The following is a 25913-nucleotide window of genomic DNA, read 5'->3' on the forward strand; positions in this document are numbered from 1 at the left end:
TCATCCTTATTTAGCAGGTGTGAATCCATAAAAGCTTTCATAGAATTTAGTTACACATTCTTCATAGAAATCATTAGTAACCTTTTCTGGGTGAAGAACAGAGGCAATATATATGCTTCCTAAGAAGCTTGCTGGTACAGGTGAATCCCATGCTTCTATATCACCAGGAAGTTTTACAACCTTTTTATTCTTAACAGCATTGCAGTCTGCAAGATTAGCATCATTTATAACGTCATCTACTGAGTAAGTTGCATCGGCAGCTATTATAATGTAATCAGGGTTCCAGGCAAGAAGCTGTTCATATGAAATATTTGCCCAGTAAGTATCTGTAAGCTCAGAGGCTGCATTCTTTCCGCCTGCATTGCTAAGTAATGTGTTCTGATACATCTTGCTTCCGGCTGTTGAAAGAACAGAGCTGTTGCCCGCAAGATATACTAAAGGAGTGCTCTCACCTGCAAGCTTGGCTTTATTATCAGCTAAAAATGTATCGATAGAATTGTTAAGTGCATCAGAGCGTCCGATTGTGTTAGTTATTTTACCAACAAGTGTTATACATTCCTTAAGGAGCGTTGCATCCTCAGGATTAACAACAACAGCCTTGATACCAAGACCTTCAAGTGTATCTGCAGCTTTTTTTAACTTCATAGGAAGGAATACAACATCAGGTGCTGCTGCAACACAGGCTTCTGTGTTGAATTCCTTAGCTGTTCCCATATTAGGGAGACTTACAATGGATGGAGCTGCAAGCTTATAGATGTTTCGTGTATTAGCCTTAGCTTCGATTCCCACAAGCTTATCCTTTAATCCAAGTGCAAGGAGAAGACTTGTAGAGATATAGTAAGATGAAGCAATCTTTTCAGGTGCTTTTTCAAAAGTTACTGTTCGTCCTGCCTGGTCGGTAACAGTAAGAGGGTAGCTTGTGCTTACCTCGTTGAATTGTGACATGACATCAAAGGCTGATGTTGAAGCAGCCTGTGTAGTACTGTCGTTTGCAGCAGAACTGCCACATGCTACAGTTGATATAAGCATGAGCACTGCAAGGACTAAAGCAGTTAATCTTTTAAAATTCTTCATATTTATCCTCATTTCTACTTTATTTTTACACATTTTTTATGTTGGCCAGAATATATCTGACAGCAACAGTTAAAAGAAGTGCGCGAATGAATTTTATCAGATTGACAAGGCTTTTACAAGTCAGTATAGTTATATTATGATGTAATTAAGAAACGGTCAGGAAAAAGGTTAAAGGTTGTTTAAAGCTGCACAGCAGGACTTTTATTTCTGGCATAAGTATGATCAAAATGAGGAGTTTTTATGCTTAATATACAGAATTATAGGAAAGTAGAAAGTATTGAAGAGGCTTACGAGCTTAACCAGAAGAAGGCTAACAGAATTGTCGGCGGCATGATGTGGATGCGTATGGGTGATAACAGAATCAATACCGCGATTGACATGTCAGGACTGGGACTTGATAAGATTGAAGAGACAGAAGAAGAATTTAAGATTGGATGTATGACATCACTAAGACAGTTGGAAAACCATAAGGGGTTTAATGAGTATACGAATGGCTGCGCTAAGGAAGCACTAAGGCATATAGTTGGCGTGCAGTTTAGAAATCTTGCAACAGTTGGTGGAAGCATATATGGAAGATATGGATTTTCTGATGTTCTTACATTATTAATTGGACTTGATTCATACGTTGAATTATATAAGGGTGGAATAGTTTCCCTAAAGGAGTATGCGGCAAAAAGCTATGACAGGGATATTATTGTAAGCATTATAGTTAAGAAAAAGCCAGTCAAGATGTTTTATGAGGCAGTAAGAATAACAGAAACAGACCTTCCGGTTCTTACCTGTGCTGGCGTGGGCTTTAGCGGTTCGGGTGAATATAATATGTGCATAGGTGCAAGACCGGGAAGAGCTGTTGTTGTAGAAGATAAGGAAGGTATTCTTAAGGGCGTAGTAAATGATGAGACTATAGAGAGCTTCGCCAGATATGTAAGGGAAAATGTTTCTACAGAGAGTAATATGCGTGGAAGTGCTGAATACAGAAGCCATCTGGCAGAAGAGCTTACCAAGAGAGCATTAAGGGCTGTAAATAATTAATAATTAGTTATTGATTATTAATAGCTGAGGTATTATTTATATAGATTTGTTTATATATCGATTTATTAGTGTATGGATTGGAGAATATATGTTAGTAGATATTAAGTTAAATGGAAAGTCAGTCAAGGCAGATGTTGCCTGCGATATGACTCTTTATGATTTCGTGAGGGAGCATGGCTGTTATAGTGTAAAATGTGGCTGTGAGACTTCTAACTGCGGACTGTGTACGGTATTTCTTAACGATAAACCAGTGCTTTCATGTTCGGTTCTTGCTGTAAGAGCAGATAAATGCAGCGTTACAACGCTTGAAGGTTTACAGGAGGAGGCCGCAGAATTCGTTACATTTATAGCTGACCAGGGGGCAGAGCAGTGTGGCTTCTGTAATCCGGGCTTTGTTATGAATGCTATTGCACTCTTTAGGGAGAATCCTTATCCTGATGAAGATGAGATAAAGGAATTCCTTTCTGGAAATCTGTGCAGATGTTCAGGGTATGAAGGCCAGTTAAGAGGAATTCTGGATTACCTCAGGGTAAAAAAGGCTAAGGAAGCCAGTATGGAAAATAAAGAAAATATAGCAGAGGAGGTGAAGTAATGAAGTCAGTTAATAAAGCAGTAAGAAAAAAGGATGCAATGGAGCTGCTTCTTGGAAAACCGGTATATACAGATGATATTGCACCAAAGGATTGTCTTGTTGTAAAGCTTCTGCGTTCACCATATGCCAACGCATATGTTAAGAGCATTAATACAGATATTGCAATGAAGGTACCTGGAATAGAGGCAATATATACATATAAGGATGTTGACCAGAATATGAAGCGTTTCACCTGTGCTGGTCAGACGTATCCTGAGCCAAGTCCTTATGACAGGCTTCTTCTTGATAAACATGTAAGATTCATAGGTGATCCGGTTGCGATTGTTGCGGGAGTGGATGAGCGCTGTGTTGATAAGGCAATGAAGCTTATTAAGGCAGAGTATGAGGTACTTGAGCCAGTGCTTGACTTTACAAAGGCAAAGGACAATGAGATACTTGTCCATCCGGAGGATAACTGGGAAGCATTGTGTCCTGTCGGAGCTGATAATAAAAGAAACCTATGCGCACATGATGAGTGCAGTAATGGTGATATAGATAAGGTGCTTGAGAGCTGTGATATTGTAATTGACAGGACATATCATACAAAGGCATGCCAGCAGAGTATGATGGAGACATTCAGGACATTCTGTACAATCGATACTTATGGAAGACTTCATGTTGTAAGCTCTACACAGATAGTATTTCATTGCAGAAGAATCATATCACACGCACTTGGAATATCTCCATCAAAGATACGTGTTACAAAGCCTAGAATAGGTGGTGGTTTTGGCGCAAAGCAGACCTCAGTTTCAGAAATATATCCGGCATTTGTTACATGGAAGACTAAGAAGCCAGCTATGATTATATTCTCAAGGGAAGAATCATTGTCAGCTTCATCTCCAAGACACGAGATGCAGATGCATGTAAGGCTTGGTGCAACTAAGGAGGGGATCGTAAAAGGAATTGATTTATATACCTTGTCTAACACAGGAGCTTATGGGGAGCATGGACCAACGACAGTAGGTCTTTCTGGACATAAGTCAATACCGTTATATGGAAAAGCAGAGGCATTCCGCTTTGTAAGTGATGTTGTATACACGAATGTTATGTCAGCAGGGGCATACAGAGGCTATGGTGCCACACAGGGACTTTTTGCCGTTGAATCTGCTGTAAATGAGCTTGCTGATAAGCTTCATATGGATCCTTTTGAAATAAGATTTAAAAACATAGTTAAGGAGGGCGATGTAATGCCTGCTTACTATGGTCAGGTAAACACAAGCTGTGCACTTGATAGATGCTTAGCAAAGGTTAAAGAGATGATTAAATGGGATGAGAAGTATCCTATGAGAAAGATTTCTGACACTAAAGCACGTTTTGTCGGAATGGGTATGGCTATGCAGGGCTCTGGTATATCAGGTGTGGATGTGGGAAGTGCCACACTTAAGCTCAATGATGAGGGTGTGTATACAATGAATATCGGTGCTGCTGATATGGGAACTGGCTGTGATACAATACTTGCACAGATTGCTGCAGAGGTTCTTGAGTGCAGTACTGATGACATAAGTGTATTCGGTGCTGATACTGATATATCACCTTATGATTCAGGCTCATATGCATCAAGTACAACATATGTTACTGGAAAGGCAGTTGAGAACTGTGCCTTAGAGTTAAGAAGCAGAATTGAAAAGTTTGGAGCTAAGCTTATAGGCTGTGATAAGAGTGACGTTACATTTGATGGAAGCTGTGTAAGATGTGAGGCTGGAGAGCACAAGGGTGCATCAGTAAGTCTTTGTGATATAGCAACAGCTTCAATGTGCGGCAATGATATGGCACTTTCTGTTACTAATACACATACATCACCTATTTCACCACCACCATTTATGGTAGGTGCAGCTGAGGTTGAAGTTGACCTTGTTACAGGCGAAAGCAGGGTTGTAGAATATGATGCATGCGTTGACTGTGGAACACCGGTTAATCCTAATCTTGCAAGAGTACAGGCAGAAGGCGGAATACTTCAGGGAATTGGTATGGCAATGTCTGAAAATATCACATATTCTGATAAGGGAAAGCTTTATGAGAACTCATTCCTGCAATATAAGATACCATCAAGGATGGATATTGGACATATTAATGTTGAGTTTGAAAGTAGCTTCGAGGATGCTGGACCATTTGGTGCTAAGTCAATAGGAGAGGTTGTAATAAATACACCACTTCCGGCTGTGACAGATGCACTAAGCCACGCAGCAGGAAAGAGGTTCTATGAGCTGCCTATAACACCGGAGCAGATTGCGATGGCGAGAGAAGAGAATAATTAGGATTATAATACAGATAAGATAAGATGGCACGATTTATTTCTGGATAAAGGGAATAGTCGTGCTGTTTTTTTGTTTATAAATAAAGTAAAATCTTGAAGAAACGGACAAATTGTTCGAAAATTGTTTTGAAGAAACGGTCAAAATAAACAAAAATAATCTTGAAGAAACGGACAAAATGAGCAAAAATAGTTTTGAAGAAAAGGACAAAATGAGAGATAAGGGGCAGGAAAGCACGGATTAATAAAACTGTTTTATTTAATGCCATTTCTCATAAAATAGATGACTATTTTACATTATAAAATACAGGAGTAAAAGTTATGCCTAATATATTAATTGTAGAGGATGATATAAATATTAATAACCTTCTTTGTGAGGTACTTAGGAAAGCAGGTTATACGTGTGAACAGGCATTTTCAGGAACAGAGGCAAAGCTGCTTCTTAATATAAAAGAAAAGGCTTATACGCTTGTACTGCTTGACTTAATGCTGCCTGGTGCAAGTGGTGAAGAGGTTTTAAAAGAAATAAGAAAACATGGAAGGCTTCCGGTGATTGTGCTGACTGCAAAGGATAGTATAGATGATAAAATCGGAGTGCTGACAGACGGAGCAGACGATTATATAACAAAGCCCTTTGAAATTAGAGAGGTACTGGCACGTATTCAGGTGCAGCTTCGTCATATAGAGGTGGAAACAAAAGGTGCAGCAGAGGTGGAAACAAAAGGTGAAGCAGAGGTGGAAACAAAAGGTGAAGCAGAGGCAGAAACAGAAGTAAAAACAAAGGCTGGTATACAGGAAGGACAAGGCAGCGGAAGGCTTGAGTTCAGGGATATGGTGCTTACACGCTCTACATTTGAGGTAAGTATCGGTGGCAGGGTGCTTCCTAAGATTACAAAACAGGAATTCGCAATACTGGAATTATTGCTTAAAAACCCGAAGCAGGTGTTTAGCAAGGAGGATATATTCGAATATGCGTGGGATGAGCCATATATGGGTGAAACAAAGACACTGGATGTGCATATAAGCAATATCAGGAAGAAAATAAAGACCGTTACATCTGATGAATATATAGAAACAATCTGGGGGATTGGATATCGCCTGCATGAATAATTTACTCTTTTTTTACTATTTATTTGCGATTGATTAGGATTTATTTTTTATGATAAGAGCAGTTAAGAAAAGGAGGAAAAAGCTTTGAGTGAATTATTATTGCAGACAAGGAATCTGACTAAGCAGTATGGCAGACACAGGGCGGTTGATGATGTAAATATGCACATTAAAAAGGGTGCGATATATGGCTTTATTGGAAGAAATGGAGCCGGTAAAACGACCTGTCTTAAGATGATTAGCGGACTGTCAACACCGTCTTATGGCGAAATAGAAATGTTTGGTTATAAGGGAAAGGACTTACAAAAGGTACGTTCAAGAGTAGGGTGTCTTATAGAAGCTCCCGGACTTTATGGCAATATGTCGGCATATGACAATCTGAACATTAAATGCAAGCTTACAGGGATTAAGAAAAAAGGATATATAGAAGAACTGTTAAAAACAGTGGGTCTTGATACTGTTGGAGAAAAGAAAACAAAGCATTATTCGCTTGGAATGAAGCAGCGCTTAGGAATTGCTCTTGCACTTGTAGGTGAGCCTGACCTGCTTATTCTTGATGAGCCGATTAACGGACTTGATCCACAGGGAATTGTGGAGGTGCGTGAAACCATCCAGAAGCTTGCAAAGGAGCGTGGCATGACAATATGTATTTCAAGTCATATTCTGGAGGAATTATCAAAGATTGCTACAGATTATGGCATTATTCATAATGGATGCCTTGTGCAGGAGCTTACAAGAGAAGAACTTATGAAAAAATGCAGTGAGCGCATAGAGCTTACGCTTGATAATCCTAAGCAGGCTGTTCCTGTGCTTGATGATATGGGCTTTAGCAGCTATCAGGTTATAGATAAAGAACATATTCATATATTTGAAAGACTGGGAGAAAGTGCCAGCCTGAATATGGAGCTTGCAAAGGCGGGGATTCCAGTTAAGGGAATATCTATTACAAGTGAAGAGCTTGAGAATTATTTCTTAAGGCTTACAGGGGGTGACAATCGTGCTTAATATGATAAAGATGGATGTATACAGAATGTTTCGTACAAAGAGTATGTATGTAATATGGATTATATTGCTGGCATCAGCACTGATTACCTCATTTCTTTCAAAAATAGATTATGATGCAGCTAATAAGGAATGGGAGAAACAGCAGGCAGTAGAAAGTCAGGCAGATACTGATACTGATATGCAGGCAGCTGATGTGGTAAATGCACAAGACATAGAGGAACAACAGGCAGATAACAGCAACAAGGAACAGCTTTCGCAGCAGAATACAGATAATGTCAATATTGGTATGAGTGTGGAATTACCTACGGAGCCAGGGAAGAAGGTTACGGTAATGGATGTTTTCTTTTCTAATGCACAGGGAAAGTTTTATGCACTTTTTCTTGTAATATTTGCGGTTATGTTTGCAACAGCAGATATTAAGAGCGGTTATATTAAGAATATTGGTGGACAGGTTTCACAAAGGGGGATGCTTATTGTTTCAAGGGCAGTTGCGCTTGCTTTATTTACAGCAATTACATTTGCAGGGATATTTGTATTCCAGGCAGCAGCGAATATGCTTGCGTTTAAATGTGTGGTGTGGGGTAACTGGAAAGAGATTATACCTTATTTCTTAACAGAACTTATGCTTCATTATGCGTTTGTGTTAATATGTATGGCGATAGCAGTTATAATTAAGAATAATGTCATAAGCATGACCTTATCAGTATGTCTTACCATGAATATAATGAGCATTGTGTATGCCCTTATAGATTATGTGGGCAATAGAGTGGGACTTCATAACTTCAATATATATAAGTATACAGTAACTGGAAGGATGGCAATGCTTCCTATGAATGCAGGCAGGGACGATGTTATTAGTTCAATGTGTGTGGCAGCCACATTTATTGTTATAATGCTGTCATTAAGCAGTTATATTTTTCAGAAAAGGGATATTTAGAGAATGAGGATTATTATTGGAATATTAGCAGTAATAATTATTATACAGGCATTTATTATGTGGAAATACCAGCGGCAGATTAAGGACATCTGCCGCCAGTTGTCGTTTCTTATGGAACATGATAGTAACAAGCTGATTCAACGTGAAATAGATATGGGAGGAATAGGTGAGCTTTCAGATAAATTGAATGAACTGCTTGACCTGCGTAAAAAAGAAAGAAACGAGTACAGAAAAAAAGAAGAGCTGATAGCAGACACATATACTAATCTTTCACACGATATAAGGACACCGCTTACATCGCTGGATGGGTATTTCCAGCTTATAGAGGAATGTGACAATATAGATGACCAGAGGAGATATCTTGATATAATCAGAGAAAGGCTTAACAGCCTCAATGAAATGCTGGAGGAGCTTTTTACATTTACCAAGCTGAAAAATGATTCATATAAGCTGGAGCTTACAGACTGTTGTATGAACAGAATATTAAAAGAAGCGGTATTTTCTTATTATGATGAATGGAAGAAGCAGGGCATCTGCCCGGATATTAGTATTACTGAGGAAATGCTGTATATATTAGGTAATAAGCAGGGCTTAAGAAGAGTTATACAGAATGTCATAAAAAATGGTATTGATCATGGGGAAAAGAACATAAGTATCGAGCTTACCAGAAAGGATAATCACGCCTTGCTTAAAATCAGCAATTATACAGAACATCCTGAAAATATTGACTTAAGCCATGTGTTTGAGCGTTTTTATAAAGCGGATGTTGCAAGAGGCAGAGCCTCAACCGGACTGGGTTTATCTATTGCAAAAGAGCTTGTGGAGCGTATGAATGGAGATATAAGTGCAAGAATGCAGGGAAATGATTTTATTATTGAGATAAAAGTTCCGCTTGTGGTATAACGAACACAATAGTGCTCATCTTAAAAGTTCCTTACGGAACTTTGTATGTGCGCTGAAAAGCTGTGCAAATATTGTGGTATAATATGCATGAAAAAATAATAAAAATATTATACTACGCATTGATAAAAAAATAACAAAGTGATATAAATGTAAAAGAAACAGGGGCTGTTACGGAGAAATTATATATAGAATATGCTGATTCGTTTAATGAATGGGGAATATTACAGATTCAATAATAAAGGGAGACATGCGTATGAAAAATATAAAAGAAATAGGGGATTTTTTTATAAATCTGAATGAATATGTATATGCAACAGATATAGAAACCAATGAGATTGTATATATGAATCATAAAGCATTGAAAGCGTATGGCTTAGAATCAATAGAGGATATAAAAGGCCGGAAGTGTTATGAGGTATTACAAAAAGCTTCTGTTAAATGTGGTATGTGCAATAACAGCAGACTTTTACCAGGAGCCTTTGAGGAATGGCGTTATTATAATCCTGTATTAGATAAATATATGATAATAAAGGATACACTGATAGAGGGGGAAGGAAACAGAAAGTACAGGCTGGAAATAGGCATAGATATAAGTGAGGAGCTTGCACAGGATAAGCTTATCCAGAAGTATAGAGAAACTGAGGCTCTTGTCAATGAGGGCTTAAGAGTGGCACTTGCAGCAGATACACCTGATGAAACGATAAGCACACTTCTTGGGTATATAGGTAAAGCACTTAGTGGAGAAAGAACCTATATATTTGAAAAGAATATATATGGAAGAGATGATAATACATATGAGTGGACGGCAGAGGGAATAAGTCCGAAGAAGGATAATCTTCAGAATCTGCCGCCAGAGGTATGTGCTAACTGGTATAAGTGTTTTGAAAAAGGCGGAAACATCGTAATTCAGGATATTGAAGAAATAAAGGATAGTGATCCCCTGCAATATGATAATTTAAAAAGACAAGGTGTTCATTCAATAATTGCAATTCCTATATATAACGAAGGAAATGTTGTTGCATTTATGGGAATAGGCAATCCGCCACTGCTTACACTTAAATATGCCTTAAGTATACTTGAGATTATGAGTGCTTTTATTATATCGTGTATAAAGCGCAGGAATATGATGAGAAAGCTTGAGGATATGAGCTATAAGGACGCACTGACCAATATAGGAAACCGTTTTGCAATGAGTGCATGTGTAGAGAGTATAGATGAAAAACAGAGCATAGGTGTTGTTTACTGTGATGTTACAGGACTGAAATATGTGAACGATACAATGGGACATGATGCAGGCGACAGACTTATTCTTAACGCCTGTGGATGTCTTACGGATGTGTTTGGAGAAGATAAGGTGTTCCGTATAGGTGGAGATGAGTTCCTTGTAATCTGTACACAGATAGATGAGAATACATTAATAAAGCGTATAACAGAGTTAAAAGAACTAATGAAAGAGCGTTCTGTGAATATGGCAGCCGGTGTTATCTGGAGGGAGAACGTAATAACAGGCTTTGGCGAAATATTACGTGAGTCTGAGGAGCTGATGTATGCTGATAAAGCACAATATTATAAAGAAAAAGGTGTTGAACGCAGAAAAGGACGGGCATAGCAGGGCTAAAGCAATACATGTAACACAATAACAGGAAATTTTGTGATAAATTATAATAAATAATACAGCTTAATTATTGACATTTTAAGATCAATTATATACAATCACATTATCTGCGATGACGAAGACAGTAGATTATGAAAGAAAGCGATAGCGAGCCGGGATGGTGGAAGCCGGTGTGAGTAGAGCATAGTTGAATATCACTTCCAAGCATCCTTGCAGAACTTTGTAGTATGATATTATTGGTAACATTAAGGATAGTATTATATTACGAAAAGTAAGTAAGGACGGTAATCCTACCGTTACAAGGGACGCATATGATGGTATGTCGTAATTGATATAGGTTAAGTTGATTCAGCCCCTGTCGTATTACGGCAGGGGCTTTTTTGCATATGTAACGACATTTGTTACAGCACCAATAAAGCAAGCTGACATCGTTACGATTAAGTAAATGATTTGAAAGGAGTAACACAATGGTATACGAGAAAGTTTCATCAGATATGAATTTCGTAGACAGAGAAAAACAGGTCGAAAAGTTCTGGAAGGATAATGATATATTCCAGAAGAGTATTGATAACCGCAAGAAGGGGGAGACATATACATTTTATGATGGACCTCCTACAGCTAATGGTAAGCCACATATCGGACATGTTCTTACAAGAGTTATAAAGGATATGATTCCAAGATATAGAACAATGAAGGGTTATATGGTTCCACGTAAGGCCGGATGGGATACACACGGACTTCCAGTTGAGCTTGAGCTTGAGAAGGAATTAGGTCTTGACGGCAAGGAACAGATTGAAGAGTATGGTCTTGAGCCATTCATTAAGAAATGTAAGGAAAGCGTATGGAAATACAAGGGTATGTGGGAGGATTTCTCATCTACAGTTGGTTTCTGGGCTGATATGGATAACCCATATATCACATATGATGATAACTTCATCGAGTCTGAATGGTGGGCTTTAAAGCAGATATGGGATAAGGGTCTTTTATACAAGGGCTTTAAGATTGTTCCTTACTGCCCACGTTGTGGAACACCACTTTCATCACACGAAGTAGCACAGGGCTATAAGGCTGTTAAAGAGCGTTCAGCAGTAGTACGTTTTAAGTGTGTAGGCGAAGATGCATATTTCCTTGCATGGACAACAACACCTTGGACACTTCCATCTAACGTGGCACTCTGCGTGAACCCAGAAGAAACATACGTTAAAGTTAAGGCAGCAGACGGCTATACTTACTATATGGCAGAAGCACTTCTTGATAAGGTACTTGGTGGACTCGCAGTTAAGGCAGGTCAGACAGTAGGCGGAAATGTTATCGAAGAAGGTAAGGAAGCTGGAAGCGGCGCTGGCGTTGACTACGAAGTATTAGAAACTTACAAGGGTAAAGACCTTGAATATAAAGAATATGAGCCATTATATCAGTGTGCAGCAGATGTTGCAGCTAAGCAGCACAAGAAGGGACATTTTGTTACATGTGATGATTATGTAACTATGTCAGATGGTACTGGTATCGTTCATATTGCACCAGCATTTGGTGAAGATGATGCTAAGGTTGGACGTAAGTATGACCTTCCATTCGTACAGTTTGTTGACGGAAAGGGTGAACTTACAAAGGAAACACCATATGCAGGACTTTTCGTTAAGAAGGCAGACCCAGAAGTACTTAAAGACCTTGATAAAGAGGGCAAGTTATTTGATGCTCCTAAGTTCGAGCATGATTATCCATTCTGCTGGAGATGTGATACACCACTTATCTACTATGCAAGAGAATCATGGTTTATTAAGATGAGTGACCCAGAAGTTAAGGCTAACTTAATAGCTAATAATAAGACAATCAACTGGATACCAGAAACAATCGGAACTGGACGTTTTGGTGCATGGCTTGAAAATGTTCAGGACTGGGGAATTTCACGTAACAGATACTGGGGTACTCCTCTTAATATCTGGGTATGTGATGATTGTGGAGAAATGTTATCTATCGGAAGCAAGGCAGAGTTAAAGGAGCATGCTGATAACTGCCCAGATGATATAGAGCTTCACAGACCATATATTGATGCAGTTACTTGTACTTGTCCTAAATGTAAGGGTAAGATGAAGAGAGTTCCAGAGGTTATCGACTGCTGGTTTGACTCAGGTTCAATGCCATTTGCACAGCACCACTATCCATTTGAGAATAAGGAAGTGTTTGAACAGCAGTTCCCTGCTAAGTTCATTTCAGAAGCCGTTGACCAGACAAGAGGCTGGTTCTACTCACTTCTTGCCATATCAACACTTCTTTTCAATAAAGCACCTTATGAAAATGTTATCGTACTTGGTCACGTTCAGGATGCAGATGGACAGAAGATGAGTAAGTCAAAGGGTAACGCAGTTGATCCATTTGATGCATTAAAGAAGCACGGTGCAGATGCCATCCGCTGGTATTTCTACGAGAATTCAGCACCATGGCTTCCTAACAGATTCCATGACAAGGCTGTTACAGAAGGTCAGAGAAAGTTTATGGGAACTATCTGGAACACATATGCGTTCTTTGTACTTTATGCTAACATTGATGACTTCGATGCTACTAAGTATACACTTGAGTATGATAAGCTTCCAGTTATGGATAAATGGATTCTTTCAAAGCTTAATACTCTTGTTAAGACTGTTGATAACAATCTCGCTAACTACAAGATTACAGAGACAGCAAGAGCACTTGAGGAATTTGTAGATGAGCTTTCTAACTGGTATGTAAGAAGATGCCGTGAAAGATTCTGGGCAAAGGGTATGGAGCAGGATAAGATTAATGCTTATATGACTCTTTACACAACACTTGTAACACTTTGCAAGACAGCAGCACCTATGATTCCTTTTATGACAGAAAGCATTTACAGAAACCTTGTATGCAGTATAGACAAGACAGCTCCTATCAGTATCCACCTCTGCGACTTCCCAGAAGTCAAGGAAGAATGGATTGACAAGGAACTTGAAGATAACATGGAAGATGTATTAAATGCTGTTGTTATCGGAAGAGCATGCCGTAACTCAACTAATATCAAGAACAGACAGCCAATCGGCAAGCTGTACATCAAGGCTGACTGGAAGTTAAACGAATACTTTACAGCTATCATAGCAGATGAGCTTAATGTTAAGGAAGTTGAGTATACAGATGATGTAAGAGCATTTACTTCATACTCATTCAAGCCACAGTTAAAGACACTTGGACCAAAGTATGGCAAGCATCTTAATGCTATAAGAACTGCGCTTTCAACACTTGATGGCAATGCAACTATGGATGAGCTTAATACTAAGGGTTCATTTACAATCAATGCTGATGGTGAAGATATCGTTCTTGAAAAGGATGATGTTCTTATTGAGATGACTCAGAAGGAAGGCTTTGTAGCAAGTTCTGACAAGGGTATCACAGTTGTTATGGATACTAACCTTACACCAGAGCTTATCGAGGAAGGCTTCGTAAGAGAAATCGTAAGCAAGATTCAGACTATGCGTAAGGATGCTGGATTTGAGGTTATGGACAAGATTACTGTATATGTAGATGGTAATGACAAGTTAGCAGACCTTATGAAGAAGAATGAAGAACAGATCAAGAGCGTTGTTCTTGCTGATTCTATAGAAACAGGTAAGACAGCAGGCTTCACTAAGGATTGGGATATCAATGGTGAGAAGGTTGTACTTGCAGTTGAGAAGAACTAATATAGAACCTTAATATACGAGGAGAAAATTGCAGTTGTGCGAATTTTCTCCTCGTTTTTTAGTATTTACAGTTTTTAAACAGAATATATAGGCATTTGCAGAAATATATGTTGACAAATAAGGTTTAGTGGTTTAGATTAAGATTATAAATATCGGATAAGAGAGGTGCAGATTAATATGCAGCCAGTAATATATGAAAGTGAGTATAACTTCTGTAAAATATTGTGGGAGAATGAACCGGTTAAGAGCACAGAGCTGGTGAGATTATGCAGGGAAAAGCTTGACTGGAAGAAGTCAACCACATATACAGTTATAAAAAGGTTGTGCCAGCGGGGAATAATAAAGTCTGAGAATGCAATAGTCACATCTATAGTCAAGAAAGATGAAGCGCAAGCTATGGAGAGTGTGAATGCTGTAGATTCAAGATTTGATGGTTCACTGCCAGAATTTGTGGCGGCTTTCGTTCGTGCAAGGGGGATAACGGACGAGGAAAGACAGGAGATAGTAAGACAATTTGGGTTAGATAAATAACACAATGGGGATTGTGTAAAGTGGAAGGCTTAGGGCAATCCGTATACATCAGTGAGTGGGGGTATACATATGATGGGGTTAAAGTTATATACAGACATTTTGGAGAATAATATCAGAGTAATGGCAGCTATGCTAATATGCCTGTTTATATGTGGTTTAATGCGTATAAAGTCAGCGAAGCTTAAGCTGCTGTTAATGTCTTTAGTGTGGGTCAGAATTCTGATACCACTGTCAATCAGATTCAATATAAAAATAGTATCAACAGACATATTGTCAGAAGTGAGTTACACAGATAGTGTGACGGGAATAACAATAAATATGTATGAAATATTAGCGGTCATATGGCTGCTTGGAATTGTTGTGATATTTCTACATAATATGTTAGCTGATATGAAATTCAGGAACGGATTATCTACAAGTATTCCACAGGAGATACTAGCTGGCGGTAAAAGAGTGAAAGTATACAGAAGTGATTATATATCTTCTGGATTGGTATATGGTGTTGTCAGACCTAAGGTTTATATATCATATGCAGTCAATGATGAAGACGTACCATATCTTTATGAGCACGAGTATACGCACATACGCCACAGACATCATATTATCAAGATAATAACAGGCATAGCAGCGGTTATATATTGGTACAATCCGCTGGTATGGATGTTTTATAAGTATTATGCAGAATATATAGAGTTAAGCTGTGATTATGACTGCTGTAACAGACATAGGGACGATGAGGACTGGAGTAAGAAATATGCCAATATATTGTTAAATAGTGCTTATAAAGGCAATGTGACAAAAGTAAGGGTGCTGGGATTTAATAATGATTACAGAATTACGATTAATAGAATAGGTAATATAATGAAGCCTCAAAGTGCCAGTACCAGCAAGGTGGCAGTATCATTACTGATATTGACGGTTGTTATGGCTGCATTATTCATAAAGCCTACGGTGCAGTATGTAGAAGCCGGTAATGATGAGGTTAACCAAAGTATAGGTGATAGTGGGGAAATAGGACAGGAAGAAGAGAGTGAACAGGTAGAATTAATAGAAGAAGAGAAATTAAAGCCGGGTCAGAGAAGAATAAGCAACAAGACACCAGGAACAGGAGGACAATTTGTTCAGTCATATCAAGAGGTGTTAGATGAGAATGGAGATTTCGTTAAATGTATAATAAACCATAGTGAAGATGGTATTGATAATACAGATAAATAGATTAGTGAGGGATGGAATATAATTGTTATGAAAAATATAAAGAGAAAATCAATTATAGCTATTTTATTAGTGATATTAATAAGCATAGTATCGGTCGATAAAGTAAAAGCTGAGAATATTTTGTGTACAAGTTCATATTTAGAAGATGATATGCAGATGATGAGGGAGTATTCAGATAAAACAGTTATGTATTTAACACTTATGGATATAGATAATATTGAATTAGTAGCAGATGTTTCAGTTACTATTGAATATGAATACGCTGATGGATATTGGGTACAGATAGATTGGATATATTTAGATGTGGAATGCTATGATGGTTACTCAGCTTCCATAGATGATGTGGAGATATACCACGAATATGGAGTAAGGTATTGCACAATAATTAATCCTGCTGGGGTAAAAATCAAATATGCGATAAAAGCGTATGCAGATTGTTATGGTGAAACAAGTGTAGACTATGAAATAATAGATAGATATTATGATTAATAACATAATGGGAATGAACATTGTGGTAGCTAATATGTAATAAATAAAAGTAAAATTAATTGACAGAATAGGTCTAATGAGTTAGATTAACAGTATAAATACTTTGTGCATTAATTATAAAGAACCAAGAGCTCAGTTCTTAATATTTAGTATTAGTGCAACAAAGAGTTAAATTTAATTAAGAAAGGAAGAGGTATAGATAATATTTAGTTAGTAACCGAGTAACTAAAGATATTTGCCGAAAGGAGAAAATATTATGAATTTTATGAGAATAAAGAAAATAGGTAAAATGGCAACAGCGGCTATCATAGCATTTATTGCTGTTGTAGTATTTATTAATCCACAGAAAGCACAGGCATCACAGGGAGGTGCAGTAACGGTAACAGCTACTTCCAATTATGTACTTGACGATTCGCATAATGTGGATATTTCTATAACAGCTTATGTTGAATATGCATATGATGAAGGTGCTTATGGTTGGGTTATAAATATCATTCCACAAAGTTGGAGCAAGACAAGTGATAATGTAACAATAGATAATATGGATTATGAAGATGACTATGGATATCAGACATCAACAGCTACATATGTATTCCATTATACAGCTCACGCAGCATTTGGTGAGGGTAATTATGATGGATATGCCACATTTAAATTTTACGTTGATGAATGGGGAGATTTTGATTACTGGTTAGAGTAATTAAATAGTTAAGAGTGGATTATGGAAAGGGGCGTATCGGCTATGAAAAAGATATTATTAATTATGATGACAGTTACAACAGCATTAGTTATGACAGCGTGTTCTGGAAAGACGAACAGTCAGACATCATCTGAGGATTATAAGTATTCCTCATATGTATATGATGACAATGCACCACAGTATTATATGTCGGATAATGCGGCGGCATCAGAGACCGGATATTATTATATAGCCGGTGCGCCTGTTAATAATAATAGGAATTCGTATATATATTATTATGATATGGTGAAAGATATGACCATACCATTATGTTCAAAGATGGACTGTGACCATAGGACAGAAGAGTGTGAGGCATATATGTCTAAGGATGCCTGTCTGGGAAATAAGATATGGTATCATAACCAAAGATTATATATGATTGAGAGGACTACAGAAAAAGATATACTTGTTTCCTATGATAAGACAATGAGAGATAAGAAAGAAGAGAAGACGCTATCAATAAATGGGCTGTCAGTTAATAAAAATGATAACAGTGCCTGTTTAACTAATGGTAAATTATATTATGAAATATCCGGAGATAATCAGATATATCTGTGTGCAGTGCCTATAGATACAGATGGGCAGGCTTATATTGTAAAACAGTATGCGAGTGGGTATTATTATCACGAAGTGATTTCATTATATCCAATAGAAGATAAGCTATATGTTAACTGGCTGAGTGGAATATCAGCTGATGAGTATAGATATTATACAGAGCAGATTGATGTGTCAACAGATAAAGTTGTTATTCAGTGTAATATGAATGAGAAGTATCCAGAAATAGCATCGACCATAATATATACAGAATGGTGTAGACAGTCGCGTTTTGATAGTGATGGAAATATATATTTTGCATGCGTAGGTGATAATAAATATATAGTAAGAAAGCTTAATATAAGTACAGGGGATATCAAAGATATATATTCGCAGGAAATGCAGCACGAAAAAGATTACAGGTATGTGAGTTTGAAAAATTATGATGGTAAGTATTTATATATTTATAAAAATGTCAATGGAGAAGCACTTGCTGAAAAGAGCATTGAAGAAAAATTAAAAAAATACGACAATAATATATACATATTAGATACTGATGGTAATGTAAAAGATACTGTAACATTGAATGGAACAGATGATACAGCCGGTGGAAATATTCCAGGTGAATTTTATGGAGGAGATGACAGATGTCTGCTTATTGTATTCAGCAAGTATGATATAAAAGGTCTGGAGTTATCTGAAGAAAAAACGGCTCTTAGGGCAGAACTTATAGAAGAGGCTAGAAAAAATAAAAAGGGAAGTCCAGTTGTCAGTATTTCAGCCATTTTGGATAAATCTCAGATTGGCAGCGGTGCTATAACTTTGGAGCAGATTACACCTGAATAAGTTATGGGTGAGGTGAAGGCGTATGGAACTTGTAAGAATTGTAAGAAAAAGTTTGCTTTGCATAGTGTGTCTGTTTATAGCAATGATATGTATAAGCCTTTATCAGATTAATTATAATCAGGATAGTAAAGTGTATAAGTATTACAAGGAGATTATCGCAGATTATAATAATATTAAAAATGATAACGTAGCATTTACAGCAGAAAAACTTACTAAAACGTATGAACAATATAAGGAAGAAGACAGCGAATATATAGAGGAAGCTGCTGGACTGATTAAGGAAAAAGAAAAATATATCGAAAGCTATAATGCAGATAACCAGTCAAAGAATTATAACAGAATATTGCAGAGTACACTTTTTGGTAATGACAATAGTTTTTATATACTTAATGCGAATAAACAGATTAAGGATAAGGAAAATCGTCCATCTGTTGATGTAGAAATGGTTAATACAACGGCTGTTGAAAAGCTGGTAACCAACAGAACGATGCCTCTTTTGTATATAATTATATTCACAGTTATTATTATCTATTTTACAGAAGAAACAGATAATGGTGTATTAGTACTTGTAAGAACAAGCAGGCGTGGGCGCGTATTACTTCCGATAGTAAGATGTGGAATTATAATTATATATAATATTGTACTTTCATTTCTGTACAACGGAATATTGTATGCTATATATGCTCGTGTATATGGAATTTCTGGCGGTGCATATATACAGAATTCCAAGTTGTTTAATATGTTTCCATATGCTATAAGCATTAACCAGTTCTTTGTTCTATATTGTCTGGTATATGCACTGGCAATGTTTACTATAGGGTTATTCATATATTTTGTAATTAATCTTATAAGTAATTATAAAGTTGCTGTTACATTGGTTATAGTAATATTTTTGTGTGAATATCTGCTATATAATAAAATTCAGTATAATAGCCAGTTTAATGCTTTGAAGTACATAAACATAATAAATATATTGTTTTCTGGAACATCTTATCTTGTGTATGAGAACTGGGGAACCAATGGTTTTATAGCAGATATAAGTACTACTACATTTGTTATGACCGCGGTTATATTCCTTATAAGTCTTGTTGGAAATATAGTTGTGTATTCATCAAAGCATACTATCAGAAAGAAGAATATTATTGATATTATGCTTGATAAAATACATATATTGATACAAAAACTGATGTATAAAATGTCGCTTCTTTTAATGGAAATATATAAGACGCTTGTAATACAGAAGGGAATTCTATTTATAATTGTATTGGTGTATGTGCTTATGACATTTAAAATTCAACGAGGAGTGGATTACACTAATACCAATTATATGGTTAATAAATTCTATAAGGAATTTGATGGACGTGCGCCAGATGAAGATGTGGAAGCCTATATAACAGATTTAAGAGATGAGTTAGAAGAAGCAAAGCAGGATGAAGCTGCAATGTTATATAAAAAGGAGGAGTTGTTAAAAGAGCAGCGTAACATAGATGTAATGCAGACGGCAGTTGATTATGTCAATGAAATTAATGATAACAGGTCAGCATCAGCAGTTATAGTTAATCCAGCCAATTATAATGATATACTTGGAGAAAGAATGTATTCTAGTAATGAGAGCGTGAATTTTATAAGTATTATTATAGTTATATTATTATTTGCAGGGGACTATGCTTTTGAAAGGCAGAATAAAATGACAGCCCATATACGTTCATCTAAAGGAAGAGTAAGGTTATGGAATAATAAAATGTTAAAGGTCTTCATAATAACCACATTATTGTGGCTGATATCAACTATAATTAATGTACATAATATATCTGACCGTTATGTATATAACCAGCTTACACAAAGTATATGGTGTTTACAGATGTTTAAGGATTTTCCAGTTAATATAAGTATTCTGGCATATATTATCTGGTGTAGTGTATACAGGCTTATATGGATGCTTGTTGTTGCATTTACAGCTTATATTATATCTTATAGATTTAGCTATAAAGTATCGTTAATGGTTTCATTTGTTATGTTAATACCACACGTTATATATATATTAGGTGTAAACTGGGCGCAAAAGTTATCAATAGTTGTTGGTATGGATATTAACAGACTGTTTAATACATATGGCTATAACGTAAAAAGCATAATTCTGCTTATTGTAGTATTTGTAATAATGCTTGTGATAGCCTGTGCAACATACCGTAAAAATATAAAATAATATTTTAAAATATTATATAGACAGAATATCCATTGAATAAAAGCTGTCTGGCGTGAGTAAATGTGCGCAGAAATGAGGGTTATTATGGAACTTAAGATTACAGATTTAAAGAAAACATATGGAAATGTCAAAGCTTTGAAAGGGATAAATTATACATTTACGCCGGGAGTATATGGAATACTTGGTGCTAACGGTGCAGGCAAAAGTACGATGATTAATCTGATAACAGATAATGTCAGCCGTGATAAGAATGGCGGAAGCATAATGTATAGTGATGGTGAAGATAGTGCAGATAATACAGTATCTAGGGAGCTTGTTGACATATTAAAGCTTGGGGCAAAGTTTCGTGGGGTTGTAGGATATATGCCACAGCAACAGGGCTTTTATGAGGAGTTTTCGCCTAAGGCATTTCTTAAGTATATGGCAGAGATAAAAGGTGTTAAGAGTGTAAAGTCTGTTGATGAAGCTGGAAATGTGACTATTAAAAAGGTTAATCAGCAGATAGATGAATTGCTTGAAGTGGTCAATCTTACATCAGTTGCGTATAAGAAGATAGGTGGTTTCTCTGGTGGTATGAAACAGCGTGTACTTCTTGCACAGGCATTGCTGGGTGACCCAAAGATACTTATACTTGATGAACCGACAGCAGGTCTTGACCCTAAGGAAAGAATAGGTATCCGTAATTATATTGCTGAATTATCCAGAGATAAGATTATATTATTCGCAACTCACGTTGTAAGTGATATTGAGTGTATAGCGGATAAAGTGCTTTTGTTAAAGGATGGTGAGATAATTGCAACAGGAACACCTTCACAGCTTATAGAGAATATGCAGGGCAAGGTTGGTGAAGTTGTCTGCACTCTTTCAGATGTAGCTGATTTGCAGGGAAAGTACCATATAGGAAATATCAGGCAGAGAAAGAACGGTATGGTATTAAGGCTTGTCGGAGATGAGCTTCCAGAGGAGGCTGTAAGGGTGGACAATGATATAGATTTAGAGGATGTATATCTTTATTATTTTGAATGATAAATAGAAAATATAATCAATAGTAATAAGCGTGGAAGAAGGTTGTATGATTACAATTTTTTTCCACGTTTTTATATAAATAGGTGAGATGAGGTACAATTCACGCCAAAAAATGACAGTTCACGCCAATGGTATTGAAATGTTCGCTTGGATAGATATACTGAAATTAGTAAGAACAGTATAAACATAATGTGACAGGTATTATATTGATTTAGCATATTAGAAAGAGGTGTATCGGCTATGAAAAAAATAATATTAATAATAATCACGGTAGTGACAATGTTGGGAATATCTGCCTGTGGTGATAAGCAATCTAATCAATCAACAGTAACTGATGATTACAGGTATTCTTCATATACTTATGACGATAATGCACCGCAGTATTATATGGCGGGTTCCGCAGCTGCATCGGAGACTGGATATTATTACATAGACGGTGCACCAGTTATTAATAATAGTAATATGTATATATATTATTATGATATGATTAAAGATATGACGATACCATTATGTTCTAAGGTTGATTGCGACCATAGAACAGATGAATGTGAGGCATATATATCACAGAATATCTGTGTAGGAAGCAAGATATGGTATCATAATGAAAGATTATATATGATTGAGAAAACTGAGGAAAAAGATATACTTGTTTCTTATGATAAGACGATGAGAGATAAGAAGGAAGAGAAGACCTTATCAATAAATGGATTGTCCGTTAATAAAAATAGTAAGAACGCCTGTATAACTAATGGTAAGCTGTATTATGAATTATCAGGAGATAATTCATTGTTTATATGTGCAGTTTCCTTGAATTCAGATGAACAGGCATATGTTGTTAAAGAGTATGTGAGTGAATATAATTATTATGAAAGAGTATCGTTATATCCAATAGAGGATAAGATATATGTGAATTGGTTAAGTGGAGTATCTGCCGATAAAAGCTTATATTATATAGAACAGATAGATATCTCTACAGACAAGGTGAGTAGACTGTGTGATATGAATGAAAAGTACCCTGAAATATCATCAACGATTATAAATTGGAATAGTGAAACGTATTTTGATAAGGATGGCAACTTATATTTTACTTGTGTTGATAAAGATAATTATATGGTTAAAAAGCTTAATATAAGTACAGGAGATATCAAAGATTTGTATGTACAGGAATTACAGCACGAAAAAGACTATGGTTATGTACATTTAAAGAATTATGATGGAAACTATATCTATATATATAAGGGTGTTAATCTGATGGCTTTGAGTGGAAAGCCTCTTGATGAGCAATTTAAAAAATATGATAATTATATTTATATATTAGATACTGATGGTAATATAAAGGATACAGTAATATTAAATAATACGGATGAAAAGGTATCAGGAAATATTAGTGCTGAATTTTATGGAGGAGACGAGCGGTGTCTGCTGATAGGATTTTCCACACACGATATAAAAGGCTTGGAATTATCAGAAGAAGAACAAAATCTTAGAATAAAATTAGAAGACGAAGTATTTAAAAATAAAAAAGGTTTCGTGGATGTTAATGTTTCAGCGATTTTGGATAAATCGCAGATTGGTAGTGGAAATATAACGCTGGAACCAGTTACACCAGAATAAGTTATATAAAAGGGGAATATAGTATTATATTGAATAATAGCAAAGAAATATAGTCAAAGGTAATCAACAAGTGCGGATGAAAGAATTTCTATGGAAGATTTTATGAATATAATGTGTAGATAATAGATAGAATAGGTAAATAACGATATAGATTTGGAATACGCATATCTTTATTATCTTGAATAATAATGATAAAATATTACTGTTTGAAGCAATTCATATTGAGGGGTGATTGTTTTAAACAGTAATATTTTTATATGGAGAGATAAGCATATGATAAGATTAGCAATATGTGATGACGATAATGAAAATATGAGTTATATGAAAGAAAAAATAAATGAAGCATTTATTAAAAGTGGTTATAACGATGAGATAATATATAATCTTTTTAATACAGGAGAAGAACTTGTAAATGCTCATATTGCTAATGAATTAGATATAGTATTTATGGACATTGAACTTGAAAATAAAAGTATTGGGTTTGATGTAGCAAGGATATTGTGCAGACAAAATAAAAACATTGCAATTATATATATGTCCAATCACGACCATTATGTCACTAAGAGTTTTGTATGCAGACCTTTGGGGTTTATAAGAAAAAAATATGCCAGTGAAGACCTTAAAATGGTTATGGATGAGATTAAATTATATCTTGGTGAAGAGTACAGAACAATAACATTTAACAACAATACTAAGAGAGTGGAATTAAATGCTAATGATATATATTCGGTTGAGGTATTTAATCATCAGCTTCGTATTGTTCTTAAAAATAATAAGGATATTACAATTAGAGATCAGATGGTAAAGCATATAGAGGAACTTGAAGAGAATGGCTTTATTCAGGTGAGAAGGGGAATAGTAGTAAATTCAAGGTATATAAAAAACATAAAAGAAGCGAATTTGATTATGGACAATGGAGAAATGTATCCTATTGGGAGGGAAAATGTTACTAAGGTAAAACAACAATGGCTTAATAAAAGATTATTGTAAGGGATTATTACGATATTATGTAAAGTTATATGGAGCAAAGATATAGGAGTGAGAGAATATGTCTGGTTGGGGAGTATACGATGTAATTATAGAGATTATTTTAAATATATTTCAGGGATTTATGGTTACCTGGTATTTGCAAAAATGTCTTGGAACTGATAGAGAAAAAAAGGATGTATACATAACGGGAACAGTGTATACATTTTTATATCTTATGTTACAGGGATATTTTACAGATTTTGAAGGTGTCGGAATTTTAATATATCTGGGGTTATCATTGTTTTTTAGTTATATGATGCTTGGAGGTACTTTTATAAAGAAACTTGTATATAATATTATGCTTGTATTTGTTCTGGCTTTCTCATCAGTTATTGCGGGGAATATTGTGGGACTGGTTTTATCCAAGGATTTTATGGAGCTTATAAAGACTAGAAATATAGATTATTATATTGCGGCATTTGTCAATCAGATTGTATTAATGTCATTTTTATTGATTATAGTTAAAATGGAAGAAAGAACAAGAAGCTTTTTGAAAGACAGGTACATTATACTTACATTGTCTATACCTATTATTACTATTATGGTATGTGCGGGAGTTTTAAGCATTGATGCTGATAATGGTAATAATATTGTATATACATCGGTTGTTATAATAGGACTTGTGGCTATAAATATTATAACAATTATATTGTTAATGATGGAACAAAATATATGTCAGAAACAGGCGGAAAATGCTATTCAGATGGAGATGTTGGAGCATCAGAAGCAAAATGTTGATGAGATTAATAAAGTGTATCTTGAAACTAAAAAAGTGCGCCATGAAATTACAAAAGTTATAGATATGACACAATATCTTATAGAAAATGGGCAACAAGAGAGAGCGGTCAATTATCTGAGTGAATTTCAGAAAGAAGGAAAGCTGTATAGGCAGGATAATATATATTCAGAAAATGCAATTATCAATCATATTCTCAACAGAAAGATAGAGTATTGCAACAATAATGGATTATCAATAAAGTGTATGGTATGTGGAGAACTTAAAGGTGTATCCGACTATGATATACATATTATTCTGGAGAATTTGCTGGATAATGCAATAGAGGCAGCATTAAAAGCAGTCAATAAAAGAATAAGTGTGGACATATATTCAGATGAACAGGCGATGGTAATAAAAATAAGTAATACTACAGAAGAAAATGTGTTAAAAAACAATCCGGAAATGAACACAACCAAAAAAGATAACAGCTATCACGGATATGGTATTAGGAATGTAAGTGAGCTTGTTAAGAAGAATAACGGAACAATAGAATATATACAGTTGGGAGTTGATATAGTTCAGTGCAGGGTATTGCTTATGTTGTAATAAAGATGATTTTCGTGAAAAGTATGTTTTTTTTTTAACAATTTTATGTTGTATTTACACTAAAATAAGTTTATTAAATTGCAATAGGTGTGGTAATCGTGTATAATTTGTTTATATAG

Annotated in this window: 20 protein-coding genes; 19 read left to right on the plus strand and 1 reads right to left on the minus strand. The window is 35.8% G+C overall.

Features of this window, described 5'->3' with window-relative positions; genetic code table 11:
* Nucleotides 1-6 precede the first annotated feature (6 nt).
* Entirely contained in the window at nt 7-1074 is a 1068-nt protein-coding gene (locus WMO42_RS08750; protein WP_055176762.1) for an ABC transporter substrate-binding protein, read from the minus strand.
* Nucleotides 1075-1314: 240 nt separating this feature from the next.
* Here WMO42_RS08750 and WMO42_RS08755 point away from each other — a divergent pair, with 240 nt between their 5' ends.
* The 19 genes from WMO42_RS08755 (at nt 1315) to WMO42_RS08845 (ending at nt 25794) form a co-directional block, all read left to right on the plus strand.
* Nucleotides 1315-2106: an FAD binding domain-containing protein gene (locus WMO42_RS08755; protein WP_055176765.1), complete on the plus strand. Its 792-nt coding sequence runs from the start codon at nt 1315-1317 to the stop codon at nt 2104-2106.
* Nucleotides 2107-2194: 88 nt separating this feature from the next.
* Entirely contained in the window at nt 2195-2698 is a 504-nt protein-coding gene (locus tag WMO42_RS08760; protein WP_055176768.1) for a 2Fe-2S iron-sulfur cluster-binding protein, read from the plus strand.
* Complete coding sequence (locus WMO42_RS08765; RefSeq protein WP_349192055.1) at nt 2698-4992, plus strand: molybdopterin cofactor-binding domain-containing protein; 2295 nt, start codon at nt 2698-2700, stop codon at nt 4990-4992. Before WMO42_RS08760 ends, WMO42_RS08765 begins: the two co-directional genes overlap by 1 nt.
* A gap of 317 nt (nt 4993-5309) precedes the next feature.
* Nucleotides 5310-6098 (plus strand): response regulator transcription factor, encoded by a 789-nt coding sequence (locus tag WMO42_RS08770; protein ID WP_349192057.1) that lies wholly within the window; start codon nt 5310-5312, stop codon nt 6096-6098.
* Between the two features lie 84 nt (nt 6099-6182).
* Nucleotides 6183-7100 (plus strand): ABC transporter ATP-binding protein, encoded by a 918-nt coding sequence (locus tag WMO42_RS08775; RefSeq protein WP_055176780.1) that lies wholly within the window; start codon nt 6183-6185, stop codon nt 7098-7100.
* Between the two features lies 1 nt (nt 7101).
* Entirely contained in the window at nt 7102-8037 is a 936-nt protein-coding gene (locus tag WMO42_RS08780; RefSeq protein ID WP_349192170.1) for an ABC transporter permease, read from the plus strand.
* Between the two features lie 3 nt (nt 8038-8040).
* On the plus strand, nt 8041-8940 hold the full coding sequence (locus tag WMO42_RS08785) for a HAMP domain-containing sensor histidine kinase (protein WP_349192061.1): 900 nt from the start codon (nt 8041-8043) through the stop codon (nt 8938-8940).
* Between the two features lie 253 nt (nt 8941-9193).
* Nucleotides 9194-10549 (plus strand): diguanylate cyclase, encoded by a 1356-nt coding sequence (locus WMO42_RS08790; RefSeq protein WP_349192063.1) that lies wholly within the window; start codon nt 9194-9196, stop codon nt 10547-10549.
* A 473-nt stretch (nt 10550-11022) separates the two neighbouring features.
* The gene (gene ileS / locus WMO42_RS08795; RefSeq protein WP_349192065.1) at nt 11023-14241 is read left to right on the plus strand and encodes an isoleucine--tRNA ligase; all 3219 of its coding nucleotides are present in this window, start codon (nt 11023-11025) and stop codon (nt 14239-14241) included.
* A gap of 177 nt (nt 14242-14418) precedes the next feature.
* Nucleotides 14419-14772, plus strand: a complete 354-nt coding sequence (locus WMO42_RS08800; RefSeq protein ID WP_349172224.1) for a BlaI/MecI/CopY family transcriptional regulator — start codon at nt 14419-14421, stop codon at nt 14770-14772.
* Nucleotides 14773-14841: 69 nt separating this feature from the next.
* Nucleotides 14842-15987 carry a M56 family metallopeptidase gene (locus WMO42_RS08805; RefSeq protein ID WP_349172222.1) on the plus strand — a complete coding sequence of 382 codons (1146 nt, stop codon included), beginning with the start codon at nt 14842-14844 and terminating at the stop codon, nt 15985-15987.
* Between the two features lie 27 nt (nt 15988-16014).
* Nucleotides 16015-16476: a hypothetical protein gene (locus WMO42_RS08810; protein WP_349172221.1), complete on the plus strand. Its 462-nt coding sequence runs from the start codon at nt 16015-16017 to the stop codon at nt 16474-16476.
* A 256-nt stretch (nt 16477-16732) separates the two neighbouring features.
* Nucleotides 16733-17176 (plus strand): hypothetical protein, encoded by a 444-nt coding sequence (locus WMO42_RS08815; protein ID WP_349172219.1) that lies wholly within the window; start codon nt 16733-16735, stop codon nt 17174-17176.
* A 42-nt stretch (nt 17177-17218) separates the two neighbouring features.
* Nucleotides 17219-18595 (plus strand): hypothetical protein, encoded by a 1377-nt coding sequence (locus WMO42_RS08820; RefSeq protein WP_207643413.1) that lies wholly within the window; start codon nt 17219-17221, stop codon nt 18593-18595.
* Between the two features lie 22 nt (nt 18596-18617).
* A complete protein-coding gene (locus WMO42_RS08825) occupies nt 18618-20801 on the plus strand; it encodes a hypothetical protein (RefSeq protein WP_055176805.1) in 2184 nt (727 codons plus the stop codon).
* 84 nt (nt 20802-20885) lie between these two features.
* Entirely contained in the window at nt 20886-21827 is a 942-nt protein-coding gene (locus tag WMO42_RS08830) for an ATP-binding cassette domain-containing protein (RefSeq protein WP_055176808.1), read from the plus strand.
* A 240-nt stretch (nt 21828-22067) separates the two neighbouring features.
* Nucleotides 22068-23441 carry a hypothetical protein gene (locus tag WMO42_RS08835; protein ID WP_349192067.1) on the plus strand — a complete coding sequence of 458 codons (1374 nt, stop codon included), beginning with the start codon at nt 22068-22070 and terminating at the stop codon, nt 23439-23441.
* A gap of 273 nt (nt 23442-23714) precedes the next feature.
* Nucleotides 23715-24431 (plus strand): LytTR family transcriptional regulator DNA-binding domain-containing protein, encoded by a 717-nt coding sequence (locus WMO42_RS08840; protein WP_090140959.1) that lies wholly within the window; start codon nt 23715-23717, stop codon nt 24429-24431.
* A 58-nt stretch (nt 24432-24489) separates the two neighbouring features.
* Entirely contained in the window at nt 24490-25794 is a 1305-nt protein-coding gene (locus WMO42_RS08845) for a GHKL domain-containing protein (protein ID WP_090140960.1), read from the plus strand.
* Nucleotides 25795-25913: the final 119 nt, after the last annotated feature.

It is taken from the genome of Lachnospira sp. CLA-JM-H23 (assembly GCF_040096425.1).
Classification (GTDB): domain Bacteria; phylum Bacillota; class Clostridia; order Lachnospirales; family Lachnospiraceae; genus Lachnospira; species Lachnospira rogosae.

Excerpts from the sequence above, each read along its gene's own strand:
- WMO42_RS08750 (WP_055176762.1), bottom strand. The coding sequence starts at position 1,074 with ATGAAGAATTTTAAAAGATTAACTGCTTTAGTCCTTGCAGTGCTCATG.
- WMO42_RS08755 (WP_055176765.1), top strand. The coding sequence starts at position 1,315 with ATGCTTAATATACAGAATTATAGGAAAGTAGAAAGTATTGAAGAGGCT.
- WMO42_RS08760 (WP_055176768.1), top strand. The coding sequence starts at position 2,195 with ATGTTAGTAGATATTAAGTTAAATGGAAAGTCAGTCAAGGCAGATGTT.
- WMO42_RS08765 (WP_349192055.1), top strand. The coding sequence starts at position 2,698 with ATGAAGTCAGTTAATAAAGCAGTAAGAAAAAAGGATGCAATGGAGCTG.
- WMO42_RS08770 (WP_349192057.1), top strand. The coding sequence starts at position 5,310 with ATGCCTAATATATTAATTGTAGAGGATGATATAAATATTAATAACCTT.
- WMO42_RS08780 (WP_349192170.1), top strand. The coding sequence starts at position 7,102 with ATGATAAAGATGGATGTATACAGAATGTTTCGTACAAAGAGTATGTAT.
- WMO42_RS08785 (WP_349192061.1), top strand. The coding sequence starts at position 8,041 with ATGAGGATTATTATTGGAATATTAGCAGTAATAATTATTATACAGGCA.
- WMO42_RS08790 (WP_349192063.1), top strand. The coding sequence starts at position 9,194 with ATGAAAAATATAAAAGAAATAGGGGATTTTTTTATAAATCTGAATGAA.
- ileS (WP_349192065.1), top strand. The coding sequence starts at position 11,023 with ATGGTATACGAGAAAGTTTCATCAGATATGAATTTCGTAGACAGAGAA.
- WMO42_RS08800 (WP_349172224.1), top strand. The coding sequence starts at position 14,419 with ATGCAGCCAGTAATATATGAAAGTGAGTATAACTTCTGTAAAATATTG.
- WMO42_RS08805 (WP_349172222.1), top strand. The coding sequence starts at position 14,842 with ATGATGGGGTTAAAGTTATATACAGACATTTTGGAGAATAATATCAGA.
- WMO42_RS08810 (WP_349172221.1), top strand. The coding sequence starts at position 16,015 with ATGAAAAATATAAAGAGAAAATCAATTATAGCTATTTTATTAGTGATA.
- WMO42_RS08815 (WP_349172219.1), top strand. The coding sequence starts at position 16,733 with ATGAATTTTATGAGAATAAAGAAAATAGGTAAAATGGCAACAGCGGCT.
- WMO42_RS08820 (WP_207643413.1), top strand. The coding sequence starts at position 17,219 with ATGAAAAAGATATTATTAATTATGATGACAGTTACAACAGCATTAGTT.
- WMO42_RS08825 (WP_055176805.1), top strand. The coding sequence starts at position 18,618 with ATGGAACTTGTAAGAATTGTAAGAAAAAGTTTGCTTTGCATAGTGTGT.
- WMO42_RS08830 (WP_055176808.1), top strand. The coding sequence starts at position 20,886 with ATGGAACTTAAGATTACAGATTTAAAGAAAACATATGGAAATGTCAAA.
- WMO42_RS08835 (WP_349192067.1), top strand. The coding sequence starts at position 22,068 with ATGAAAAAAATAATATTAATAATAATCACGGTAGTGACAATGTTGGGA.
- WMO42_RS08840 (WP_090140959.1), top strand. The coding sequence starts at position 23,715 with ATGATAAGATTAGCAATATGTGATGACGATAATGAAAATATGAGTTAT.
- WMO42_RS08845 (WP_090140960.1), top strand. The coding sequence starts at position 24,490 with ATGTCTGGTTGGGGAGTATACGATGTAATTATAGAGATTATTTTAAAT.